This window comes from Streptomyces sp. NPDC027672 (assembly GCF_055566335.1).
The window spans coordinates 124,230-141,750 of record NZ_JBVHSO010000013.1 but is presented as its reverse complement, the minus strand read 5'-3'; the positions used below and the strand labels follow the sequence as shown (position 1 = coordinate 141,750).

The 17,521-nt window shown below is 75.8% G+C and carries 8 protein-coding genes; 7 read left to right on the top strand and 1 reads right to left on the bottom strand.

Annotated elements, in window-relative coordinates:
- The first annotated feature begins 313 nt into the window (after positions 1-313).
- From ACZ4SV_RS28445 to ACZ4SV_RS28430, 4 genes are all read left to right on the top strand, one after another.
- The gene (locus ACZ4SV_RS28445) at positions 314-1,780 is read left to right on the top strand and encodes a PfaD family polyunsaturated fatty acid/polyketide biosynthesis protein (protein ID WP_468007673.1); all 1,467 of its coding nucleotides are present in this window, start codon (positions 314-316) and stop codon (positions 1,778-1,780) included.
- 36 nt (positions 1,781-1,816) lie between these two features.
- Positions 1,817-8,050, top strand: coding sequence for a type I polyketide synthase (locus tag ACZ4SV_RS28440; RefSeq protein ID WP_468007529.1), 6,234 nt, complete (start codon positions 1,817-1,819; stop codon positions 8,048-8,050).
- 16 nt (positions 8,051-8,066) lie between these two features.
- Entirely contained in the window at positions 8,067-11,543 is a 3,477-nt protein-coding gene (locus ACZ4SV_RS28435; RefSeq protein WP_468007527.1) for a hotdog family protein, read from the top strand.
- 209 nt (positions 11,544-11,752) lie between these two features.
- Positions 11,753-12,307 carry a DoxX family membrane protein gene (locus tag ACZ4SV_RS28430; protein ID WP_468007525.1) on the top strand — a complete coding sequence of 185 codons (555 nt, stop codon included), beginning with the start codon at positions 11,753-11,755 and terminating at the stop codon, positions 12,305-12,307.
- Positions 12,308-12,413: 106 nt separating this feature from the next.
- Here the strand turns inward: ACZ4SV_RS28430 and ACZ4SV_RS28425 are convergent, their stop codons facing one another.
- A complete protein-coding gene (locus ACZ4SV_RS28425) occupies positions 12,414-12,839 on the bottom strand; it encodes a glutaredoxin domain-containing protein (RefSeq protein ID WP_468007523.1) in 426 nt (141 codons plus the stop codon).
- A gap of 384 nt (positions 12,840-13,223) precedes the next feature.
- Between ACZ4SV_RS28425 and ACZ4SV_RS28420 the strand changes: the two genes are divergently transcribed.
- From ACZ4SV_RS28420 to ACZ4SV_RS28410, 3 genes are all read left to right on the top strand, one after another.
- On the top strand, positions 13,224-14,855 hold the full coding sequence (locus tag ACZ4SV_RS28420; RefSeq protein WP_468007521.1) for a phosphodiester glycosidase family protein: 1,632 nt from the start codon (positions 13,224-13,226) through the stop codon (positions 14,853-14,855).
- 365 nt (positions 14,856-15,220) lie between these two features.
- On the top strand, positions 15,221-15,853 hold the full coding sequence (locus ACZ4SV_RS28415) for a DUF1345 domain-containing protein (RefSeq protein ID WP_397971470.1): 633 nt from the start codon (positions 15,221-15,223) through the stop codon (positions 15,851-15,853).
- Between the two features lie 290 nt (positions 15,854-16,143).
- Entirely contained in the window at positions 16,144-17,442 is a 1,299-nt protein-coding gene (locus tag ACZ4SV_RS28410) for a phosphatase PAP2 family protein (RefSeq protein WP_468007519.1), read from the top strand.
- Positions 17,443-17,521: the final 79 nt, after the last annotated feature.

Here is a 17,521-nt window from a genome sequence, read left to right as displayed (position 1 = left end):
GTTGCCTCTTTCCACGCCGTTTCTCCTACTGTTCTCCGTACCTCTTGTTTCCCGTAACCCTCGTTCTCTGAAACCCTTGTTCTCCGCATCTCTTCCGATGCCTTCCGATCTCTTCCGACGACCAGCCTGGGGTGGTGGGCGTTCTCCCATGAGTACCGTGTCAGCGGATGGCCCGGCCTGCACCCGAGACCGCCGCAGCGGCGGGGAAACGGTGACCGGCGATCCCTTCGACCCCGGATTCCTGGCGGACTTGACCGGGACACCCCGGACCCCCGTCACCCTGCTCCGCGGACCCGGCGACGGACGGCGCGGCATGCTGCCCTCGGCGGACGTGGCCCGGGGCCGCGCGGCGGGCCTCGACGTCATCGGCGAACTGCCGGGAACGTACCCCGAGTGGCTCGGCGACCAGGGTTTCACCGCCGCCCACGGACTGCGCTACCCGTACGTCGCCGGGGAGATGGCCCATGGCATCGCCACCACCGGGATGGTGACGGAGCTGGCCCGGGCCGGCATGCTCGGCTTCTTCGGCGCGGCCGGCCTGCCCCTGCCGCGCGTCGAGGCCGCGGTCACCGCCCTGGCCGGCGCCCTGACCCCCGACCGGGCGTGGGGCGTCAACCTCATCCACACGCCGCGCGAACCGGAGTGGGAGGAGCGCACGGCGGACCTGCTGCTCGCCCGGGACGTCCGCCGGATCAGCGCCTCCGCCTTCCTCGAACTGACGCCCGCTGTCGTGCGCTGCTCCGCCGCCGGACTGCGCACCGACCCGGCCGGACGCGTCGTCCGCCGTACCCACCTCTTCGCCAAGGTCTCCCGCCCCGAGACCGCCGCCGCGTTCATGTCGCCCGCGCCGCCCGCCCTGCTTAACGCGCTGGTCGAGCGGGGCAGGCTCAGCCGCGAGGAGGCGGACCTCGCGGCCCGCGTGCCCGTGGCCCAGGACATCACCGTCGAAGGCGACAGCGGCGGCCACACCGACAACCGGCCGCTGGTCACCCTGCTGCCGCGCATCCTCGCGCTGCGCGACCGGATCCAGCGGCGGCACCGCTACCCGGAGGCGATCCGGGTGGGCGCGGCGGGCGGACTGGGCACCCCCCAGTCGGTCGCCGCCGCCTTCGCCCTGGGAGCCGCCTACGTCGTCACCGGCTCGGTCAACCAGACCGCGGCGGAGGCCGGGATCTCCGCCGAGGCCAAGCGCATGCTCGCCGCGGCGGACCTCACGGACGTGATCATGGCACCCGCCGCCGACATGTTCGAACTCGGCGTCAAGGTACAGGTGTTGCGCCGGGGCACCCTGTTCGGTGTCCGCGCGCGGAAGCTGTACGACCTGTACCGTGGCCACGACAGCCTGGAGGCCGTCCCCGCCGCCGAGCGGACCGCGCTCGAACGGGACATCCTGCGGGCCAGCGTGACCGAGGTCTGGGCCGAGGCGGAACGGTTCTGGAACGACCGCGACCCCGCGCAACTACGGCGTGCGGCCACCGATCCCAAGCACCGGATGGCCTTGGTCTTCCGCTGGTACCTCGGCCGCTCCTCGGTCTGGGCCGTCACCGGAGATCCCGGGCGCGTCCTCGACTACCAGCTGTGGTGCGGCCCCGCGCTCGGCGCCTTCAACCAGTGGACGGCGGGCAGTTGGCTCGCCGACCCGGCCCGGCGGACCGTCGCGCAGATCGCCCGTAACCTCCTGGAGGGCGCCACCGTTCTGACCCGGGCGCACCAACTGCGCAGCCTCGGCGTGCCCTTGCCCCACCGCGCCTTCTCCTTCACACCCAGGCCACTGGCCTGAGCCGACCTCGTCCGCACCTCACGCAAGGCTCCCTTCATGCCCTCCTCAGGCACGACGCCTGAACCCCTCGACATCGCGATCATCGGACTGTCCGCTCTGCTGCCCGGGTCGACCGGCCCCGACACGTTCTGGCGCAACGTCGTCTCCGGCCGTGACCTGCTGCGGGACGTCCCGCCCACGCACTGGCACCTCGACGACTACTACGACCCCGACCCCACCGCACAGGACAAGACCTACGCCCGGCGCGGCGCCTTCCTCGACCCGGTCGACTTCGACCCGCTGGCGTTCGGCATCCCGCCCCGGCAGATCGAGGCCACCGACACCACCCAGCTGCTGTCCCTGGTGCTGGCCCGCCGGCTGCTGGAGGACATCACCGACGGCGACCCCGCGCGGCTGGCCGGCGACCGGACCGGCGTGGTGCTCGGCACGACGGCCCTGCCCCTGCTGTACCAGATGAGCCTGCGCCTCGGCCGGCCCTCCTGGCTGCGCGGCATGCGCGAGGCGGGCATCGACGAGGACACCGCCGTGCGCGCCGCCGACCTGATCTCCAGCCGGTTCACGCCCTGGCAGGAAGCCACCTTCCCCGGCCTGCTGAGCAATGTCGTCGCCGGCCGCATCGCCAACCGCTTCGACCTGCACGGCCCCAACTACACCGTGGACGCGGCCTGCGCTTCGTCCCTCGCGGCCCTGTCGGCCGCCGCCGGCGAACTCGCCCTCGGCCGCTGCGACATGGTGATCACCGGCGGCGTCGACACCTTCAACGACCCGCCGATGTACGTCTGTTTCAGCAAGACGCCCGCGCTGTCCCGCACCGGTGACTGCCGGCCGTTCGCCGCCTCCGCCGACGGCACCCTGCTCGGCGAGGGCCTGGTGCTGTTCGCGCTGAAACGGCTGGCGCGCGCCGAGGCGGACGGCGACCGCATCCACGCCGTGCTCCGCGGGATCGGCTCCTCCTCGGACGGCAGGGGAGCGGCCGTCTACGCACCGGTCTCCTCCGGACAGGCCCGCGCCCTGCGCCAGGCCTACGAGCAGGCCGGCTACGGACCGGACACCGTGGAACTGGTCGAGGCCCACGGCACCGGGACCCTCGCCGGCGACGTGGCGGAACTCGGCGGTCTCACCCAGGTCTTCGAGGAGAGCGGCCGCACGGACCCCGGATGGTGCGCCCTCGGGTCCGTCAAGTCCCAGATCGGGCACACCAAGGCGGCCGCCGGAGCCGTCGGCCTGCTGAAGGCCGTCCTGGCGCTGCGGCACCGGACGTATCCGCCCACCATCAAGGTCGACCGCCCCAACCCGCGCCTGCCCCTGACCGGCGGCCCCTTCTACCTCAACACCGAGGTACGGCCCTGGGTGCGCGCCCCGGGCACGCCCCGCCGCGCCGCCGTCTCCAGTTTCGGCTTCGGCGGCAGCGACTTCCACGCCACCGTCGAGGAGTACGCCCCCGAAGGCGGCCCCCGCCACCCCGCGCCACGGGTGCGCACCGCAGCGGAGGAACTGGTCCTGTGCTCCGGCCGCAGCGCCGCGGAGGTCGCCGGCCGGCTGCGGGCCGCGGCAGCCGACGCCGGCCCCCTGGACGCCGTCGCGCACCGGTCCCAGCGGACGTTCCGGCCGGACGACCCCCACCGCCTCATGGTGACCGCCCCGGACGGCGCCGAGCTGCGCCGCCGGCTGCTGGCCGCCGCCGACCGCGTGTGCCGCGCCCCCCAGGAGCCGTTCCACCTGCCCGACGGCACCCGCTATGCCTGCGCCCCCGCGTCGGCCGCCCCGCTGGCGTTCCTCTTCACCGGCCAGGACAGCCCGTACCCGGGCATGGGCACCGGTCTGGCGCTCAACTGCCCCGCCGCGATGGACACCTGGGACTCCCTGGCCGACTGGCACCCCGAGGGAGAGGAGCCCCTGCACCGCGTCGTCTTCCCGCCGCCCGGGTTCGGCGCGCGGGACCGGGCGGCACGGCACGACCGGCTCACCGCCCCGGAATGGGCCCAGCCCGCGCTCGCCGCCCAGTGCCTCGCCCAGCTCGCGGTGTTCACCGAAGCGGGCGTACGGCCCGACTGCGCGGCCGGACACGGCTTCGGCGAACTCGTCGCCCTGCACACCGCCGGCGTCCTGTCCGCGCGCGAGCTGCTGTCCCTCGCCCGCGCCCGCGGCGAACTGCTCCGCGACACCGCCGCGTCCGGCGGCATGACGGCCGTGCGCTGCGGCTCCGCCCGGGCCCGGGCCCTGCTGGAACGGCACCGGGTGCCCGAGGTGTGGATCGCCCACAGCGACACGCCCGACGAGGCAGTCCTCGCCGGCGCGCTCGACGGCCTCGGCCGGGCGGAGACCGCGTTCCGCGCCGCCGGGATCACCGTGCGCCGGCTGACCGCACCCGGGGCCCCGCACACCCCGCTGCTGGCGCCCGCCGTACCGCGCTTCCGCGCGCTTCTGGCACAGACCCGCCTGGCCGCGCCGCGCCTCGACGTGTACGGCCACGCGCGCGCCGACGTCTACCCGGCGGACCCCGAGGCCGTCGCGGACCGGCTGGCCGGACACCTGGTGGCGCCGGTGCGCTTCGCCGACCAGATCGACGCCCTGTACGCCCGCGGGGTGCGCACCTTCGTGGAGATCGGGGCAGGCGACGCGCTGACCGGTCTGGTCGGCCGGATCCTCGGCGACCGCCCGCACCTCGCCGTCTGTGCCGACCGGCGCGGCGAGGACGGCTTCAGCACCCTCCAGACGGCACTGGGAGCACTCGCCGTCCACGGCGTGCCGGTCGATTTCGACCCGCTGTGGCGCGACGTCCCGCCACCCCCCGACTCCCACGACGACCGTGAACAGCGACCGGATAGGAAGAAGAAGGGCATGACCGTGCAGATCATGGGGGCCAATCCGCCGGGGCAGAACACCCCCGCCCCGGCGGCCCAGACCCCGGCGCCGCCCATGGCGTGGCTCGACCAGATGAGGGAGGCCCAGCGGCGGCTGACGGAGTCGGCCGCCGCGCTCCAGCAGGCGGTCGCCGGCTGCCTCCAGGCGCTGGAGGCGGCAGCGGCCGTCCAGTACGCCGTCCAGCAGGCGCAGCCCGGCACGGCCGCCTGGCCCTCCCCGCCTCCCGCCCCCGGCCCGTGGACGCCGCCCGGTGCCACGGCGGGCCAGCCGCCGGTCCCCGCCGCGTGGCAGCCGCCCGCAACGGCCGGGTGGCAGCCGCCCGCCCCCGCCGCGTGGCAGCCGCCCGGACCGGCCGGGTGGCAGCCGCCCGGGGCCGCCACCTGGCAGTCGTCCGGGCCGGCCGCGTGGCAGCAGTGGGCGTACGCCCAGGGCTGGCAGCCGCCCGTCCACGCCCCGCACACCTGGGGACCGGTCCCGGCCCACGCGTCCCAGCCGTGGCACCCCGAGCCCGCGCCCGCCGGGCCACCCCCGGCCGCCCCGGCCCCGCCGCCCCAGGCTCCCGCTCCCGCCCCGGCCCAGGTCATGACCCCCGCCGCCCAGATCCCCGCCTCCCCGGTCACGGCGCCCGCACCCCAGGTCATGGCGCCCGCGCCTCAAGTCATGGCCCCCGCGCCCCCGTTCACGGCGCCGTACCCCGGAACCGCGGACACCCCGCCGATCCCCGCCCCGGCCCAGCCGCCCAACCCGGCCGGCGCACCCGCCGCCCCGGCCGCACCGGTCGACACCCGCGCCGTCCTGCTCAACACCGTCGCGGAACTGACCGGCTATCCCGTGGACGTCCTCGCCGACGACATGGACATGGAGACGGACCTGGGCATCGACTCGATCAAACGGGTCCAGATCCTCGCCGCGATCCGCACGGCGATCCCCTCCCTGTCGCCGCTCGACCCGGGCGAGGTGCTGAAGCTGCGCACGCTCGGCGAGGTCAGGGAGGCCCTGGACCAGGCCACCGGAGCCGGGCAACTGCCGTCGTTACAGGGCCCGGTCGACGGCTGCGCGCCGTCGGCCTCCAGCGGTCTGGCACGGCTCGTGGTGCGCGCCGTCCCCGCCCCCGAGCCGGGGCTGGCGCTGCCCGGCCTGACCGACGGCCCGGTGCTCATCACGGACGACGGCAAAGGCGTCGCCCGTGAACTCGCCGCGGAACTCAGACGCCGTGGACTGACGGCCGACCCGGTGTCCGGCGAACTGCCGCCGGACGCCAGGGCGGTGGTCAGCCTGGAAGGCCTGTGGCCCGCGCCGTCGGCCCGGACGGCGGCCCGCGCCGCGTTCCGCACCGCCCGGACCGTCGCGACCCGGCCGGCGGCGCACGGCGGCGTCTTCGTGACCGTGCAGGACACCGGGGGCGACTTCGGACTGCGCGGCGCCAGCGGCGACCGGGCCGACCTGGGCGGCATCGCCGGCCTCGCCCGTACCGCCGCCCGCGAGTGGCCGTACGCGACGGTCAAGGCGATCGACGTGGAACGCGCCGGCCGCCCGGCGGCCGAGATCGCCCGGACGATCGCCGCCGAACTGCTGCACGGCGGCACCCAGACGGACGTCGGGCTGCGCGCCGACGGCAGCCGGGTGCGGCTCGCCCGCTGCCCGGCCGCTCTTCCGGCCGTCACGCGCGGCACCCGGCACCCGGCCGGCCCGGGCGCACACCGGCCCGAGCACCTCGTGGTGACCGGCGGGGCGCGGGGCATCACCGCCGCGTGCCTGACCGGACTGGCGCGGGCCCGGCGCCCCCGTCTGCTGCTGCTCGGCCGCACCCCGCCGGCGGACGAGCCCGGCTGGCTGCGCGACGCGGCCGACGAGGCGGCGGTCAAACGCGCCCTGCTGGCACACGACGGACCCGCTCCCGGCCACCCGCCGGCCCTCGCGGCGGTGCACGCCCGCTCCCGGCAGGTGCTCGCGGCCCGCGAAGTGCGCGCCACGCTGCGCCGGCTGGCGGAGGCGGGCGCCCAGGTCCGCTACGAGACCGTGGACGGCCGGGACGACGCCGCCGTGCGCGCCGCGCTCGACCGGGCCCGGGCGGAATGGGGCCCGGTGACCGGGGTCGTGCACGGCGCCGGCGTGCTGGCGGACCGCCCGATCGCGGCCAAGACGGACGAGGAGTTCGCCACCGTGTACGACACCAAGGTGGAGACGCTGCGGGTCCTGCTGGACGCCCTCGCCGACGATCCGCTCCGCCTGCTGTGCGTGTTCTCCTCCGTCGTCGCCCACACCGGGAACCCCGGCCAGTGCGACTACACCATGGCGAACGAGACACTCCACCACCTGGTCTCCGCCGCCCGCGCGCACCGGCCCGGACTGCGGGCCAGGGCACTCGGCTGGGGCCCGTGGCGGGGCGGCATGGTCACCCCGTCGCTCTCCCGGCACTTCGCGGAGGCGGGCGTCACGCTGATCGACCCGGCCGCCGGGACCGACGCGTTCACCGCCGAGCTGGCCGCCGCCCTGGACGGCCCGGCGGACGACGCGGACCGGCTCCTCCTGGTCCCGGACGCCGGCGAAGCCGCACCCCCGGCGCCCGGCACGCCGGACTCCGGCCGCACGCGCCGCCTCGCGGACGTGGTGGTGCCGCGCGGCGGATTCCCCTACACCGAGGATCACATCGTCCGGGGCGTCCCGGTCCTGCCGCTGGCCTGCGCCGTGGAATACCTCGCCAGGGCCGCCGCCGCCGAGCGGGCCGGCAGCGAGCCTGCGGCCACGGACCGGACCGCCGCCGGGCGGCCCCGCCCGTCCGCCGGACTGCTGCTGCGCGGGCTGTCCGTGCTGAAGGGCGTCGTACTCGACCCGGCCGGCCGCGACCCGTACGTCCTGCGGGTGTGCGGCGGCCCGCACGCGGACGGACTGCGGCTGACGCTGGAGGCGGCGAACGGAACCCCGCACTACCGGGCCGTGGCCTCGGACCGCCTCCCGGCCCCCGCCCCCGCCGCCCCGCCCCCCGCCGCCGTGGCACCGGCCGGCGTGTACGACGGCGCACTGCTCTTCCACGGCCCCCGCTACCGCGCCCTGCGCGCCGTCCGGTCCCTCGACCCCGCCGGCGCCACGGCCGTCCTGGACGGACTCGAAGCGCTCGGCTGGGACACCCGCCGGCCCTGGGCCACCGACCCGGCGGCCCTGGACGGCGCGCTCCAGCTCGCGGTCCTGTGGGCCCGGCACGCGCTCGGCCGGGCCACCCTGCCCCTGGGCGTCGCCGAGCTGCGCCTGTACCGCCCCGGCGCCCTCGGCCGGAACCTGCTGGCCGTCGTCACCCCGGGCGCGGCGGCGGACCAGCAGGCGGAGTGCGACGTACGGCTGTCCGACGACCGGGGCGCGACCGTGGCCGAGTTGTCCGGTGTGCGGCTGGTGGCACGCCCAGGCTGAGAGAGAAACCGATCTGATGTCAGTACGAGCCCTGCCGCCGATCCCGGCCGACCGGGTGGCACGGAGCGCCGGCCGGGCGGGCGGAGCGCCGCCCGCCGCCCCGCGCGGCACGCCGGACCCCGCCCGTGACCGCTGGTACCTCGACCCGGCCGGACGCCTGTGCGCCGGTGCCCTGCTGGCGGCCGCCCAGGGCGAGCGGCTGCCGCCGGCCGGCCGGACCGGCGCCCAGCCGCGGACGCCGGCCGACCGGTCGTACCGCCTGCTCGGCGGTGACCTCACCTTCCACGGACCCCTGCCCGAACCCGGGCAGGCGCTGCGCTGCGAGACCCGGCTGGAGGACAGCACCGAGTACGCGGGTGTCCCGCTGCTCTCCTTCCGCTCCGATGTCCGCGTCGACGGCGAACTCCGGCTCAGCGTCCGCCACGGACAGGCCGGCCTGTTCACCGAGCGGGAGCGCGCCACGGCCCGGGGCACGCTGTGGACACCGCGGCCCGGCCCGGCCCGCCCGGCCGGACCCTTCGCGCTCCCGCCCACCGCCTGCCGGGCGTCCTCCTTCAGCCCCGCCCAGGTCCGCGCCTACGCGGACGGCCGCCTCGCCGAGTGCTTCGGCGTGGGCTGGGAGCGCGCCGCCGCCCACGTCCGCAGCCCGCGCCTGAGCACCCGGCACGGGCTGCTCTTCGAGGAGGTGACCGACTTCGACCCCCGGGGCGGACCGCTGGGCCGCGGATACCTCCGGGCCACGCTGCGCCTCGTACCCGGCCGGTGGTACTTCACGGGCGACGACCCCGGCGACCCGTACCTGCCCCCGGCCCTGCTGCTGGAGGGCTGTCTCCAGGCCGCCGCCTTCCACCTGAGCGCCCTCGGCGTGACCACCGAGCGGGACGGCTGGCGCTTCCAGCCGGCGTGCTGCGAGCGGCAGTCCGTGTCCTTCCGCGCCCAGGCCACCCCACGCCACCGGGAACTCGTCTACGAGGTCTTCGTCACCGGTGTGCGCGCCGGACCCGTGCCGAGGATCCGGGCGGACGTGCTGTGCTCGGTGGACGGCGTGCGGGTCTGCCACGCGGTGGGACTGACCCTCGACTTGGTGCGGGACCGCCTCCTCGGCGACCGCGGGCACACCGTCCCCGCGCTGCGGCCCGCCGCCCTCGACCCGCGCGCCGCCGTGGCCGACGGGCCGGCCCCGGACCGGCAGGGCAGGCTCGTCCGGTCCCCGGGACGGCACCGGGTCACCGGCGGACCCGACTGCGCCCGCCCGGACCCGCCGACCCGGCCGGCGCGGGCGCCCGCACCGCCGTTCCCGGTCCTGCCCCGCGTCCGCGCGCTCGGTGCCACGAAGGCACAGCCGCGCAAGGGGAGCTGGGTCGAGATGGAGTACGACGTCACGGGCGGCCCCGGCGCGCACGACGGCGCCCCGCCCCCGTCCATGGCGGTGCTGACGGAGATCGCCCTCCAGCCGTGCGGCTGGCTGGCCCGGTACACCGGCTGCTTCCCCGGCCGCGCGCAGGACCTCCTGCTGCGCAACCTCGAGGGGCGGGCGGCCCTGCTGCGCACCGGGGGCCCGGCGCCGCGCCACGTCCGCGCCAAGGCCACGCTCACCGACTGGGCGGACGACGGCACCACGTTCCTGCTCCGCTACGACATCGAGTGCCGGGCCGACGACGAGGAAGAACCGTTCCTGACGCTCTCCGGCACCTTCGGCTGCCTCCCGCCGGCCGCCGCCGACGGGCCGGCCGGACTGTCACCGTCGCGGGCGGAGCGCCGCCACCGGGACGCACCGCGCACCCGCACGGTGGACCTCGCCTCCCGGCCGCAACGGTTCTTCACCGGGCCGCTGCGGCTGCCCGTCCCCGGCCTGCTGCTCGACCGCCTCACCGGCTACCGGCCGCCGGACGACACCGGGCCCGGCCGGATCCGCGGGGAGGCCGAGGTCCGGGCCGGCGTCTGGTTCCGCCCGGCCCGCCCCGCGCAGGACCCGGTGCCCCCGGGTCCCCTCGGCGTCGAGGCCATGTACCAGTTGCTGCGGGCCTACGCCGTCGAGCGGGACCTGGCCGCCGGGCTGCGGGCCGCGCGCTGCGCACCCGCCGCCGCGGGCACCCCGCTGACCTGGACGTCCCCGGGCCGGATCGGGCCGGACAGCCGCCTGATCACCGCCGAGGTGGAGATCACCGCCGAGGGGGAGGACCTGCGGGGCCGCTATCTGGAGGCCCGGGGCGTGCTGTGGGCGGACGACACCCTCGTCCTGCGCGTGGACGGCCTGGCCCTGCGGATCAGCCCCCGCCCGCCGCGCCCGGGCGGCGCCCCCGGCGCCCACCTCACGGGCGGGGTCCTCGACCCGGCCCGCGACACCTGGCTCGCGGACCACCGCCCGGCCCTGACCACCCCGAGCGTGCCGCTGATGCACGTGGTCCGCATCGTCGCCGAGACCGCGGAACGCGTCACCGGCCGACGGCCCGGACGCATCCGCGACCTGACCGTCCGCCGGTGGATCGTGGCCGACACCCCGGTGCGGTACGTCACCGAAACCCGCCGCGAGCGGCACGGCACCCGGATCGACCTCCTGACCCTCCCCACCGGCGACGACACCGCCGAGCCCACCCTCGTGGCGACCGGCACCGCGCTGCCGTCCGGCCCGGACCGGCCCGCACCGCTGCCCCCGCTCACCGGGGCCCGCCCCGTCGACCGCCTGCCCTACGACGGAACGACGCCCGCCCTGTTCCACGGGGCCGCCTTCCACTACCTGCGCGGCATGCGCACCGGTGCCCGGGGCGCCGACGGCGTGCTCGACCCCCGGCGCGGCTCCGTGCCCCCGGCACCCCACCACTCCGGACTGCTCGACGCGGCGCTCCACGTGATCCCCCACCACGCCCTGTGGACCTGGGACGAGAACCTGCCGCGTGCCGTCCTCGCCTACCCCTACCGGCTGGACGCCCTGGACCTGTACGAGCCGCTGCCCGGTCCCGCCCCGCTGCGCGTCGCGGCCCGGCTCGCCGACAGCGACGACCTGCCCGCCGGCAGTTTCGTCCGGGTCACCGTGCAGCTCTACCGGCGGCGGACGCTGGTGGCCGACCTCCGGCTCACCGTCGCCCTGGTGCCGGCGGGCTTCCTCGGGCGCGCCGGCCACCCGGCGCGGATGGCGTTCCTGCGCGACCGTGCCTACGCCGCGGGGCTCGGGGTGAGCCGGACCAGCCGGGACGGCGTGACCCACCTGACCGCGGCCGACCTGAGCCGCGCCGACTGGTACCCCGGCCTGGTCGGCGACCTGTACGGGCTCACCGGGCCGGTGACCGGCCTGCCGGAGCGGCTGGCGCGGATCGCCGTACGCGACCACGCGGCCCGTCTGCTGCGCACCCATCCCTCGCGCATCGAGACGGCCCCCGACCTGACGCGGGCCTGGGCGGCGGGCCGCCCCCGGGAGGCCGTCAAGGTGTGGGTACGGCCCGAGGGCACCTCGGTCGCGGTGGGCACCCTGGCGGCCCCGGGAGGCACGGCCTGAGCCACCGGCCGGCGGGAAGCGCCGGCCCCGCGCGGTGGGCGTGCGCGGGCACCTCGGTTGCGGAAGCATGGGCAGGGGCGGCACGCGCACCGCGGCCCAGGCATGGGTCCCGAACCCGCCGGCCGGTGGCCGGTGCCGGTCCGGCACCGGCCACCCGGTCCGGCGTCCGTACCGGAGCATCCGGATGGCGTCCGTACCGGAGTACTCAGATGACCAAGCGCACCACGGACCCGCGTTCGCCCGCCGCACGGCCGGCGGCACGGCGGGGCCTCACAGACGGGCTGACCGCCGGAGACTGGGGACTGCTGCTCCTCAGACTGACCTTCGGACTGCTCATGGCCGGGCACGGCGCCCAGAAGCTGTTCGGTCTGTTCGGCGGGCCGGGACTGACGGCCACCGGCAAGGGGTTCGCCGCCCTCGGCTATCACCCGGGGAAGCTGTTCGCCGTGATCGGCTGCCTCTCCGAACTCCTCGGCGGTCTCGGCCTGGCCGTCGGACTGCTCACCCCGCTCGCCGCCGCCGCGCTGATCGGAGTCATGATCAACGCGATGGTCACGGTGACCGGGGCCCACGGCCTGTGGGAGACCAAAGGCGGCGTCGAGTACAACGTGAGCATCGCCGTCGTCGCCCTGGCCGTGGCCGCGCTCGGCCCCGGCCGGCTGGCCCTCGACCGGTTCTTCCCCTGGGGCGCCGGCGGCTGGCCCGAGGCGGCCGTCGCCCTGGGACTGGGCGGCGTCGCCGCCGCGATCACCCTGAGCCTGTGACGCGATCACCCTGAGCCTGTGACGCGGTCCCCCTGAGCCTGTGACGCGATCACCCTGAGCCTGTGACGCGGTCCCCCTGAGCCTGTGAGCGGGCGGACGCGGCGGCTCACAGCAGGGCGCGCACCCAGCGCGGATCGGGGTTGACGTACGGCCGGCCCGCCACCACCACGGTCGGCACGGTCTCGTCGCCGTCGTTGACCGCGCGCACCACCGCGGCGCCGGCCGGGTCACGCCAGATGTCGACCCAGTGCAGCCGGCGGGCGTCGCGGCCCAGCCGGAACCGCAGGCGCAGGCAGTACGCGCACCCCGGCCGCCAGTAGACCACCGGCCGGCCGTCGGCCGCGCTACGGCGCCGGGCCTCCGCCGCGCCGACCGGCCGGGGGAACGCCAGCGGCGAGTGCAGGACCGCGACCACCACGAACACCGGCGGCAGCGCGACGGCCGGCCAGGCGGACCCGCCGGCGGCCGGCGCGAGGGCGACGAGTGAGCCGCAGCCCAGGAACAGCAGGGGCAGGAGCCAGGCGCGCGTCATGACAGCGCACCCTACGCGGCCCGACGGCGCCAGAGCACCGCCTGCGGGCACTCCGCCCCCGCTTTCCGGGCGCGCCCTCGCTTTCCGGGGCCGCCCTCGCGGGTGGGGCCCGATCGCGGGCGGCCGGGCACGCCGTGTCACGTTCCGGCGGCAGGTGAACGTCGGCGTCTCCGGCGGCGCGGAAGACGCCGGGCGACCGGCGGGCCGGCTCACCGACGTGCCGGTTCTGTACTCCAGTTCACACGTCTGTCGTCAGTACGTTGGTTCGCGAGGCGACGGCCGTCACCTCCGGCTGGTGCAGTGGGCCACCGTTGCCAAGGTGCGGTCCGGACGGTTGGCAGAGTGCCGGCCGGCCGCTCCCGAATCCTTCGTGAGGTGCATGTGATGCGTCATCTCCGCACCCGGGGCGCGGCGCGGCGCCCCGCACGGGCCCGTGCGAGACTCGCGACGGCCGTCGTGGCCGCCCTGGCGGCCCCGGCCTTCCTGGCCGGCGCCGCGGAGGCGGACTCCCGGCGCAGCGAGCCGGCCGAGCAGTGGACGACACGGATCCTCGCCCCCGGCGTCACGGTCCGCGCCGGTGTCCTGCGCCATCCCGGCGCCGAGCACGCGTGGACGGTCACCGTACAGGCGCCGACCAGTTCCCGGTGGTCCACCAACGACCCCGACGCGCCCGTGACCTGGGCCGAGGTCTCCACCCGTGCCTGGGCCGCCGGCACGGCGCGCGAGCTGGCCGACGCCGGTCTGCGGCCCCGCGTGGAGAGCGTGCAGTGGCCCCGGTACGCCGACACCCCGCACGGAGTGATGGGTTACCGGGTCCGTGTCGGCCGTTTCGCCACCCAGCAGGAGGCGCGCACGGCCGCGTCGGCGGTCACCGCGGCCGGGTTCCGCACGACCCTGTCCTGGACCGGGTACGACATCCAGGAGCCGGCCGATCTGGAGAACGTCCATGTGGCGGTGATCGACCCGGACACCTTCGACGGCACGGTGCAGGCCACGCACGACGGCAACGTGGCACAGCGCGAGGCCACTTCGGCGGTGGCCCGCAAACTGGACTCGCTGGTCGCGGTCAACGGCGGCTTCTTCGTGCTGGCGACGGGCGACGGCGTGCCGGGCACCATGTCCGGGATCGGCGCCTACGAGGGCGAGCTGGAGTCGATGGCGGCCGGCTCGCGCTCCGCGCTGCTCATGGAGGACGGCGGCCGCCGGGCCCGGGTCGCGGACCTGACGAGCACCGTCACCGCCCGCGCCGGCAAGGCCGCTTACCAGGTCCAGGGCATCAACCGGGTGCCCGGCACGGTCCGGGACTGCGGTCGTCCCGGCAGCACGCCCAGCGAGCTGCCCTGGCAGGACGTGACCTGCCGGCTCGCCGACGACCTGGTCGAGTTCACGCCCGCCTTCCGGGCCGGGCTGCCGACCGGTCCCGGCGTGCAGGCCGTGCTGGACGCGTCCGGCCGCGTCGTCTCCGTCGGCGCGCGCGGCGGCCGCGTCCCCGAGGACGGGCGCGTGCTCCAGGGCATCGGCCGGGCGGCCGACTGGCTGACGGCGCACGCCAGGCCGCACAGCCGCGTCACGCTCGGCGAGGTCGTCCGCACGACCGACGGCCGGCGGGTCCGGCTCGACGGCGACGACTCCCTCGTCAGCGCGGCCCCCACGCTGGTGAAGGACGGCCGTATCGACATCGACGCCGCCGCCGAGGGCGTGGTCGACCCCGAGTACACCTCCTTCGGCTACGCGTGGGCCAACGTCCGTCAGCCGCGCACCATGGCGGGCGTCGACCAGCGCGGCCGGCTGATCCTCGCGACGGTGGACGGCCGGCTGAAGAACGGCAGCGAGGGGTTCACCCTCTACGAGGCCGCCCGGTTCATGCAGTCGCTCGGCGCGGTGGACGCGCTGAACCTCGACGGCGGCGGCTCCACCGCGATGGCCGTCGACGGCACGCTGGTCAACCACCCGTCCGACGCCGCCGGCGAGCGCCCGGTCGGAGACACCGTGCAGGTCCTGCCGGCGCAGGACTGACGGGGCACGGCCCGGCGGAGAAACCGACCGCATCCTTTCGGCCAGCCGCATCAGGCACCACAGGCACCACCCGCCGCACGTCGTCCGGAGGCCACGTAGCCCCGGACTCCGTCCGGACGGATCGAGGGCCCCGGAGACGGGGCCCTCAGTGGCGTGTGACCGCGCCCGGCCGTCCGGACACCGCTTCCCGGTGAGCCGGCGGCAGGCCGCCGACGACGACGGCTCCGCGCTGCGGTGGCGCCCGGGGCACGGGGTGTCACGGGCATCCTCCGGGGACATCGCCGGCTCGCCGGGCAGCGAAACCGCCGTGTCCCCGGCGGCGGCTTGCCGGGCGCGCGGCGACGCGGCCTCTACCGTTGTGCCGTATGAGCACGTGGCTGCCGCTGTCCGCGGTCCCCAGGCTGACCGGCGCGGTGGCCGTCGGTGCGGCGGTCGGCGCGGCCGTCGGCACGACCACGCGCGCGCCGCTGGGCATCCTCGCCGGGATCGCCGCGACGGGAGCGGCCTTCGTCGTCGCGGGCTGGGCCGTGCTGTGGCCGATGGACGCCGCCGCCACCCGGCACAACGCCCGGCGCGAGGACCTGCGGCCCGTCCTGGAGGAACTGGTGGTGGTGGCCGCGGCCCTGTGCGGGCTGGTCGGCATCGTGCTGCTGCTCCTCGTGCACGACTCCGGGACCGGCCACGCCGTGGCCCTGGCCGCGCTCGCCGGCGTCTTCCTGGCCTGGGCGGCCCTGCATCTGATGTACGCCGCCCGCTATGCCCACCTGTACTACGGCGAGGCCGCCGGCGGCATCGACTTCAACGCGGACCGGCCACCCGCGTACCGGGACTTTCTGTACTTCAGTTACAACCTGGGCATGACCTATCAGGTCTCCGACACCGGTGTCTCCAGCCCGCTGATCCGCGCGATGGTGCTACGGCACACATTGCTGTCCTATCTCTTCGGCACCGGCATCCTGGCCACCACCCTCAATCTCGTCGCCGGCAAGGTGGGTTGATCCCCTCCCTTTTCCGCCGTCCTTTCCGCCACCCTGTGCCGTACGCGCGGCCCGTCGACAGGGGCCGAAAGGGGCGGACCCCAAGCCGCACCATTCAGCTAGCATGATCGAACTTGTGACGAGCGCCCCATCGCCCGTCATGTGCCGCAAAACCGTGCCAACCGGCACAAGATTCACCGAAACCGTCAATAACGAGCAAATCGGCCGAACAATTGATACCTAAAAAATCAGGGGTGCTTCCCCGAATAGAGTGGAGAACCGGCTTTGCCGCGTGGCGTCAGCCACGGCCGATGTTCTGGACCGCGGCGACCGTGGCGGCCCTGGGGTTCCTCGTCGCGCTGGAGATGACCGCGCGCCACTACGACCTGCCGGGACCGCTCACCAACCAGGTGCGGGAGGTGATATATCCACCGAAGTCCGGCTTTCTGCTGTACGGCGGTCTGGCGCTGATGATGGTGGTGCTCACCTGGCGGCAACGGCTCACGGCGGCCGCCGTCGCGATCGGCATCGACGCCGTGATCCTGCTGGTGCGCTGGGTGCTCGGTATCAGGATCACCGAGGGGCACCCCTTCGGCAACGGCGCGCTGTGGGTGCTGCTGGGCTACGCGGTCCTCGCCGTCACGCGCCGCACCGGCCAGGAACGCCTCCTGCTGCTGAAGGGCGTGGCGCTGGGGCTGCTGCTGGTGGCCGGCCGCAAGACCGGCGACATCTGGCTGCTGATCACGTCCAAGAGCCGTCCCCTGGTGCTCGACCCGTACGTGGCCACCGCCGACCACGCGCTGGGCAACCCGTCCTGGGTGATGGGCCGGATCGTCCACGCCACCGGCCCGGTCGGCATCCACCTCCTCGACTACGTCTACGCCCAGCTCGCCATGGCCGCGGTCTTCGTCGCGCTCTACCAACTGCGCAACGTCGCGGCCGACCGCCGCTTCCCGCGCCATCACCTGGTCCGCACCTTCCTGGTGATCGGTCTCCTCGGGCCGGGCATCTACATGCTCTTCCCCGTGGTCGGGCCGGTCTTCGCCTACGGCCCGGGCGCCTCGGGCACCGGCGGACTGCAATGGGCGGTGGCCAACCTGTGGCCGCACACGCCGACGCCGCTCATCGCCCCGCACCCGGTGCCGTACGACGGGATCACCCCCCGCAACTGCATGCCCAGCCTGCACACGGCCTGGGCCACCGCCATTTTCATCCACTCCCGCAAGGGGCCCAGGTTCCTGCGCTACGCGGGCACGTTCTGGCTGATCGCCACGCTCGCCGCCACCCTGGGATTCGGCTACCACTACGGCGCCGACCTCGTGGCCGGTGTGGTGTTCACGCTCACCATCGAGACCGCGCTGCGCTCGATCGCACGCGGCTGGGACCGGTCCGGAATCCAGCTCGTCGCCTACGGCACGGCAGTCTTCGCCGCGCTCTTGGTGTCGTACCGCTATCTGCCCATGGAGATGGCCGCCCGGCCGTGGCTGTTCGGGCCGCTCCTCCTGCTGGCGATGGGTTCGGTGATCTACGGCTACGTACGGATCACCACGCAGTGGGAACCGAAGGCCGTGCCGGCGCGGCGGCCGGAACCGCAGCCGGAGCCGGCTTGAGCCGGAGAGCAGCGGGGCGGGGAGGCGCCCGGGACCGGCACCGGGCGGCCCGCCGGCCGGGAGGGTGCCCGGGCGCCGC

Excerpts from the sequence above, each read along its gene's own strand:
- ACZ4SV_RS28445 (WP_468007673.1), top strand. The coding sequence starts at position 314 with ATGCTGCCCTCGGCGGACGTGGCCCGGGGCCGCGCGGCGGGCCTCGAC.
- ACZ4SV_RS28440 (WP_468007529.1), top strand. The coding sequence starts at position 1,817 with ATGCCCTCCTCAGGCACGACGCCTGAACCCCTCGACATCGCGATCATC.
- ACZ4SV_RS28435 (WP_468007527.1), top strand. The coding sequence starts at position 8,067 with ATGTCAGTACGAGCCCTGCCGCCGATCCCGGCCGACCGGGTGGCACGG.
- ACZ4SV_RS28430 (WP_468007525.1), top strand. The coding sequence starts at position 11,753 with ATGACCAAGCGCACCACGGACCCGCGTTCGCCCGCCGCACGGCCGGCG.
- ACZ4SV_RS28425 (WP_468007523.1), bottom strand. The coding sequence starts at position 12,839 with ATGACGCGCGCCTGGCTCCTGCCCCTGCTGTTCCTGGGCTGCGGCTCA.
- ACZ4SV_RS28420 (WP_468007521.1), top strand. The coding sequence starts at position 13,224 with ATGCGTCATCTCCGCACCCGGGGCGCGGCGCGGCGCCCCGCACGGGCC.
- ACZ4SV_RS28415 (WP_397971470.1), top strand. The coding sequence starts at position 15,221 with ATGAGCACGTGGCTGCCGCTGTCCGCGGTCCCCAGGCTGACCGGCGCG.
- ACZ4SV_RS28410 (WP_468007519.1), top strand. The coding sequence starts at position 16,144 with ATGTTCTGGACCGCGGCGACCGTGGCGGCCCTGGGGTTCCTCGTCGCG.